Below are 6,000 nucleotides of genomic sequence, written 5' to 3' on the forward strand. Positions count from 1 at the left end.
CGACGACCCGGCTGGCGCGTGCCGCTGCCTCGATCGGTTTGAGACAGCGGTGACGACCAGCCGCGAGAATCCGGCTGGCACCCACCGCTGTCTCGATCGGCTTGAGACAGCGGTGACAACCAGCCACGACGATCCGGCTGGCGCGTACCGCTGTCTCGGTCGGTTTGAGACAGCGGTGACGACCAGCCACCGCGAGAGGGGCCGGCTCGTGGAGGGGTGGGGTCAGGCGTCCGGGCCTCGGCGGCGTAGCTCGTCGACCTGGGTCATGGCGGCGCGGAGATCGGTGAGCCAGTCCTCGGTGTGGCGGCCCACCAATTTGACGCACCAGGCCAGGGCCTCCGACCGGGAACGGGCCACCCCCGCGTCGACGAGGGTGTCGAGCACCTGCCGCTCGGGCTGGCGCAGGCGGGTCATCACCGGGGCGGACAGGTGGGTGAACAGCTCCGAGGCGTCGCCGCACCGTGCTCCCCAGGCGACTTTGCGCTGGTAGCGGTGCTCGACCTGGCGGGCCACCCGGATCCGGGCGTCGCGGGTGTCCTCGCGGAACTGGGCGATCCGGCCGGCCTGGGCGGCGGCCGCATCAGCCTCGGTGACGTCGTCACCCAGCTCGGGACGGGGCAGCCGGCCCCAGATGACGATCTCGTCACGATCGATGACGACTTCGGGCCGCTCGGCGAACCACCCGTCCGGAACCGCTCCGGCGATCCAGGCGGCAGCGTCATCAGCGGCGGGCGGCTCAGCACGACCACCCTGTTGGGCAAAACGGACTCGCATCTCAACCTCCCCAACTTACGTGATTACATGCTTACAGCGTTCCAGTCGCTTCGGCCACTGTCCGACCGAGCAGGTCGTCGGATTCTGCCGACAGCACAAACCGCCGAGTTTCGGCGGTCGACCAGTCAGGGCGACAGTCCAGGAACCGGTCAGACCCGGCCCCATCGAGGAACTGCGCCTCTCGCCGATCAGGCAGGGCGGCAGACCGAAGGACCAGGAAGAAAGGCACGCCAGGCAGGACCGCACCTCAGGCAGGACCGCACCCGCTGCAGGAACGGCAGGCCAGACAGGACGGCAGGACGGCAGGCCAGACAGGACGGCCGGGCAGCAGGCCAGGCAGGGCAGCAGGCCAGGCAGGGCAGCAGGGCAGTAGCCCAACCCGGAACCGGCAAGTCGGGAGGGTGGCCGAACGGTGTCCGTGGTTCAGGCAACCAGCCGGCCAGGACGCGGTAGGCACGCACGCACCGCCGGCACGCACCCACACGCACTCACTACTGGCGCTGACCACCGGCGCTCACGATGCGCGAAACGGCGAACCGCCCCGGCACCGGAGAATCGGCGACGAGGCGGCTCGGGTCGAGGGCCACGAAACAGTGGCGGCGGGTGCGCAAGGTCCACTACGCTGCGGAGCCAGCGCTCGGGGGAGCGCCGAAGGCTCAGACCGGCTGGGGGGCGACGACCGCGGTGACGACCGCGAAGGCCACCCGAGCAGTCGGTGTCACGACTGGCACGGTGCGTCCCCTCTACCCTCCAGAGGGAGTGGGAGCGCTCCCACGTGTGACGTTACCGTACATTCACTTCGGCGAAAAGACCTGCGGGCAGGTTGGTACCCGGCAATTGCGACATGCCAGAACGGGCAATTTGCACTTGCTGCCTTCCGGGCGACAGAATGAATGCGACGACGAGCATTCGCGAGCTGGACTGGCGTGTGCACGCAGCGTCAGCCGAATAACTCGCTGTAGGAGTCGAACAACCATGGCCAAGCAGATAATTACCGTGCTGACGGACGACCTCGACGGTACGGAAGCGGACCGCACCGTCGAATTCGGCCTCGACGGGGTCAACTACACGATCGACCTGTCCGAGAAGAACGCTGGCAAGCTGCGTAAAGCCCTGGAACCGTTCCTCTCCTCGGCAACCCGGCTGGGCCGTAACGGTAACGTTCCGACCCCTGCCCGGCGCGCAGTTCCGGCCGTCTCGAGCCGTTCCAGCCGCGACCAGAATCAGGCCATTCGGGAGTGGGCCAACAAGAACGGCTACACCGTCTCAGAGCGTGGACGGATCCCGAGTGAGGTCGTCGAGGCGTACCACAGCAAGCGCTAGTTTCCGCGAGCAATCGGCGCCACCCGCTGACGGGTGGCGCCGTTTGCCGTCGAAAGGGGAGGTCGTGGCCGTCGTCATCGTGACCGGGGCGTCGAGCGGGATCGGGCGGGTGATCGCCGTGCGCCTGGCGGCCCGCGGCGACACCGTGGTCCTCGCCGCACGCCGGGCCGCCGAGCTGGAGTCGGTGGCCGCGGAGATCGCGACGGCGGGCGGCACGGCGGTGCCCGTCCCGACCGACGTCACCGACCCCAGGGCTGTGGATGCGCTGGTGGAGCGGGCCCTGACGGTCACCGGCCGGATCGACGCCCTGATCAACAACGCGGGCGCCGGTGGCGACAAGTCGATCCTGGCCGACGAGGCCGAGGTTCGGGCGGTCGTCGAGGTGAACCTGCTGGCACCGATCCGGCTGATGCGGGCGGTGGTCCCGATCATGCGGGAGCAGGGATCCGGTTCCATCGTGAACATCGGCTCGGTGGCCGGCGAGATCGGTATCAGCGGGATCTATTCGGCCACCAAGTTCGGTCTACGGGGGATGAACGACTCGGTACGCCGGGAACTGGCCGGCACCGGTATCGGCGTCACTCTGGTCGAGCCCGGGCACATTGCCACCGACATGACCGCGCACCGTTCCGGTCTGCCCGGCCCGGAAATCGTGGCCGCGGCCGTGGAACGCGCTCTGACCCGGCCGCGGCGCCGGGTGGTCGTTCCGGGAAAGTATCGGGCCGCCATCCTCCTGGCCAATGCCCTGCCGGCGATCCCGGATCGTCTCTACGCGGGCGAAGCGGCCGGTAAAAAGAGCCGGAGCACCGGAAACACGGACCGGACGGGGGGAAACGAGGGGCCACCCGACGGAAAGGGTGGCGAGGGGAATTCCGGATAGCCGGCCCGCAGCGCCGGGCTTCGATAGCCGTGCGACCGCGGCCATTCCCGGCGCGCTCACAGGAAATCCACAAGCGGGCCCATTCGAATGGAACGCCACCGGCTCGACGTAAACCAGCTGCCTAAAAGGGCGGTTCAACGTCCCGATCAGGGGTACCGCAACACCCATGCGTGTAGTGATCGTGGGCGCCAGTGGGAACTCCGGCACCGCTCTGCTGCGCCGCCTGCGCTCCGAACCCGACCTGGACCTGGCCGGTGTCTGCCGCCGCCCGCCCGCACCGTCCGGCCCGTACGCGGACGTCGCCTGGCACGCGATCGACATCGGCTCCGACGACGCCACGGACCGCTTGGCCGACGTGTTCGCCGGCGCTGACGCGGTCGTGCACCTGGCCTGGCAGATCCAGCCCAGTCACGATCAGCGCCGCCTGTACCGGACGAACGTCCTCGGCAGCCGCGCCGTCTTCCGCGCCGCGATCCGGGCGGGCGTCTCCGTCCTGGCGCACGCGTCGTCGGTCGGTGTCTACGCGCCCGGCCCGAAACGGGCGTTCGTCCGCGAGACATGGCTGCGCACCGGCGTGCCCGAATCGTCCTACAGCCGCCACAAGGCACTCGTGGAACGCATGCTCGACGAGATCGAGTCCGACCATCCGACGATGCGGATCGTCCGCCTCCGCCCGGGCCTGATCTTCCAGCGCAACGCCGGCACCGAGATCGCCCGGTACTTCGCGGGCCCGCTGCTCCCGGCGAAGCTGCTCCGATTCGGCCGCATCCCGGTCGTCCCCCAGCATCCCGCCCTCCGCATGCAGGCGGTTTACGCCGACGACGTGGCCGACGCCTACCTGCGCGTCCTCCGCGCCGACGTGCGGGGCGCCTTCAACCTAGCCGCCGGCCCCGTCCTCGACGCCGACATCGTCGGTCGCGCTTTCCACGGCGTACCGCTGCGGATTCCGGGTCTGCTCTTGGAAGGCGCCGCCGCGCTGACCTGGCAGCTCAGGCTGCAGCCGGTCGACCGCGGATGGGTTCGCCTGGCGCTGAAGGCGCCCCTGATGAGCTGCGACCGCGCAGCCGGCGACCTGGGCTGGCGGCCGGCGACCGACGCGGTGAGCGCTTTCTGCGAACTTCTCGCCGGCATGGCCGACACCTCCGGCACCGCGAGCCCGCCTCTGGCGGAGGACCCCGACCTGCCCGGACGCTTCGGCGGCCTGCTGCGCGGCCGCCTCCCCGGAACCGGAAACCCTTACTGATCCGGTACGCCGTCCGCCACCGACAACCGCACCACCAGTACCGCCACTCCCCCGCAAGGCGCCTGTCCCCTTCAGGCCGACAGCGCGCCCGCCGGGCGAATGCGCGCCTCAACACGACGACGCCCACCACAACCGCAGTCAGCAGCCGCTCTGATCAGCCGGGCTAGGGCCCGGGCGAGACGCGGGGCCGGGCGGGACGCGGGGCGGGCGGGACGCGGGGCCCGCATGGGGCTCGGGCCCGCCTGGGACGTGGGGCCCGCCCGGGACACCGGTCAGTCGGATAACTCCGGATCGGTGATCAAGGGTGACGAGGGGGCTGCTTCGCCGGTGGGGTGGCGGCCGTAGGGTGGGCGGCGTGCTTCGTGAGGTCACTGCCATCCGGTATGTCACGCCACTGCGGGAAGGCGGGTCGCTTCCCGGGGTGGTCGAGGCCGACGATCTCGGCACCTATGTGGTGAAGTTCCGCGGAGCGGGACAGGGACCCCGGGCCCTGGTCGCCGAGGTGATCGCCGGGGAACTGGCCCGGAGTCTCGGGCTTCCGGTGCCGGAGCTGGCCCGGGTGGAGTTGGATCCGGTGGTCGCGCGGGCGGAACCGGACGAAGAGGTCCAAGAGCTGATCAAGGCCAGTGCCGGGGGCAACCTCGGGATGGACTTCCTGCCCGGCGCGCTCGGGTATGACCCGGTGGCGCACCCCGTCGAGTCGGGGCTCGCGAGCCGGGTGATCGCGTTCGACGCGTTCGTGGAGAACGTGGACCGCAGCTGGCGCAACCCGAACCTGCTGATCTGGCACGGCGGGCTGTGGTTGATCGACCACGGAGCGACCCTCTACTTCCACCACAACTGGCCCCGGGCGGAAAGCGTCGTGCACCGGCCCTACAAGTGGGACGACCACGTGCTCAAGCCCTACGCCGGCGATCTCGCGTCGGAGGGGCCCGCGCTGGCCGAGCGGATCACCCCGGACCTGCTGGCGGAGGTGATCGCCCTGGTGCCGGAGGAGTGGCTGGAGGACGGTGACCGGGACGCCTATCTGAACCACCTGTCGGCGCGGGCCGCGCAGCCGGAGGCGTGGCTGCCGTGACCATCAGACTGACCCCCTACGAGTACGCGATCATCCAGGCGGTGCCACGGATCGAACGCGGTGAACTGATCAACGTCGGCGTGCTGCTCTACAGCCAGCGGCACGACTTCCTGTCGGCGGGGACACACCTGGACGAGGCGCGGCTCCGGGCGCTGGACCCGGCAGCCGATGTCCAAGGCATTCGGTCGGCCCTGGAGGCGTGGGAGACGACCTGCACCGGCGGCGGAGCGGCCGAGCAGATGCGTCTCGGCGAACGTTTCCGCTGGCTGGTAGCCCCCCGCAGCACGATCCTGCGCGCCGGCCCGGTCCACATGGGCCTGACCGCCGACCCCGCCGCCGAACTGCGAAGGCTCGTCGAACTCCTGGTCCACTGACCAGCCCACCAGCCGACCCGGCTCCCCGCCGTCCACGACAGCCGACCAAGACGGCCAGCAGCACGGCTGGGGTCGGCACGGTCAAAGCGGCTCCGCCGGGAGGTCACGGTCCCAGCGGCTTGGCCGCGACGGCACGACGGCCCGTGGCACGGACGGTGCGGCACGATCCAGCGGCTCGGCACGACGGCAAGACCGGCACGGCTCGGTTCGGTGGTACGGCACGACGTCAATAAGACGGCCGCCCGACGCCCGACGCCCGACGCCCGACGCCCGACGCCCAACGCCCAACGCCCAACGCCCAACGCCCAACGCCCAACGCCCAACGCCC

General features: G+C 70.4%; 6 protein-coding genes. 5 read left to right on the forward strand and 1 reads right to left on the reverse strand.

Annotated features, from left to right (window positions below; translation table 11 throughout):
* Positions 1–222: 222 nt before the first annotated feature.
* Complete coding sequence (locus BC793_RS06885; protein WP_109590276.1) at positions 223–774, reverse strand: hypothetical protein; 552 nt, start codon at positions 772–774, stop codon at positions 223–225.
* Between the two features lie 975 nt (positions 775–1,749).
* Between BC793_RS06885 and BC793_RS06890 the strand changes: the two genes are divergently transcribed.
* From BC793_RS06890 to BC793_RS06910, 5 genes are all read left to right on the forward strand, one after another.
* Entirely contained in the window at positions 1,750–2,097 is a 348-nt protein-coding gene (locus BC793_RS06890; protein WP_109590278.1) for a histone-like nucleoid-structuring protein Lsr2, read from the forward strand.
* Positions 2,098–2,161: 64 nt separating this feature from the next.
* Positions 2,162–2,977, forward strand: a complete 816-nt coding sequence (locus BC793_RS06895; RefSeq protein WP_203896021.1) for an SDR family NAD(P)-dependent oxidoreductase — start codon at positions 2,162–2,164, stop codon at positions 2,975–2,977.
* Positions 2,978–3,143: 166 nt separating this feature from the next.
* Positions 3,144–4,220 carry an NAD-dependent epimerase/dehydratase family protein gene (locus tag BC793_RS06900; RefSeq protein WP_109590282.1) on the forward strand — a complete coding sequence of 359 codons (1,077 nt, stop codon included), beginning with the start codon at positions 3,144–3,146 and terminating at the stop codon, positions 4,218–4,220.
* A 355-nt stretch (positions 4,221–4,575) separates the two neighbouring features.
* Entirely contained in the window at positions 4,576–5,298 is a 723-nt protein-coding gene (locus BC793_RS06905) for a HipA family kinase (RefSeq protein WP_109590441.1), read from the forward strand.
* Positions 5,295–5,672 (forward strand): DUF3037 domain-containing protein, encoded by a 378-nt coding sequence (locus BC793_RS06910; protein WP_307784557.1) that lies wholly within the window; start codon positions 5,295–5,297, stop codon positions 5,670–5,672. The genes BC793_RS06905 and BC793_RS06910 overlap by 4 nt, the downstream gene beginning before the upstream one ends.
* Positions 5,673–6,000 lie beyond the last annotated feature (328 nt).

The organism is Actinoplanes xinjiangensis (genome assembly GCF_003148685.1).
GTDB classification, from domain to species: Bacteria; Actinomycetota; Actinomycetes; order Mycobacteriales; family Micromonosporaceae; genus Actinoplanes; species Actinoplanes xinjiangensis.